Source organism: Pseudomonas sp. SIMBA_068 (assembly GCF_046534705.1).
GTDB classification, from domain to species: Bacteria; Pseudomonadota; Gammaproteobacteria; order Pseudomonadales; family Pseudomonadaceae; genus Aquipseudomonas; species Aquipseudomonas putida.
In genome coordinates this window covers 1-267 of record NZ_JAWRYI010000650.1, presented here as the reverse complement: position 1 = coordinate 267, position 267 = coordinate 1, and the positions used below count along the sequence as shown (strand labels likewise).

1 protein-coding gene is annotated in these 267 nt (G+C 53.2%); it reads right to left on the bottom strand.

What is annotated here, in order from left to right:
- Positions 1-267: ABC transporter permease subunit (locus tag SB756_RS30830; RefSeq protein ID WP_410913337.1), on the bottom strand; the 267-nt coding region annotated here is incomplete at both ends.

The window sequence follows — 267 nt, the reverse complement described above, 5'->3', positions numbered from 1 at the left end:
GAAGGAGACACCGCCGACCACGCAGGCCGCAATCGCATCCAGCTCATACATAAAGCCAAGGTTGTTGGTGGCCGAACCGATACGACCCGCTTCCAGCATCCCGCCGAAGGCATAGAACACACCTGACAGGGCATAAATCATGATCAGGTTCAGGTTGACGTTAACGCCTGAGACTTTCGCCGCTTCCGGGTTACCGCCGATAGCAAAAATGTTTTTGCCGAAGCGGGTTTTATTCCACAGCACCCAGACGAAAATAATGGCAATCAC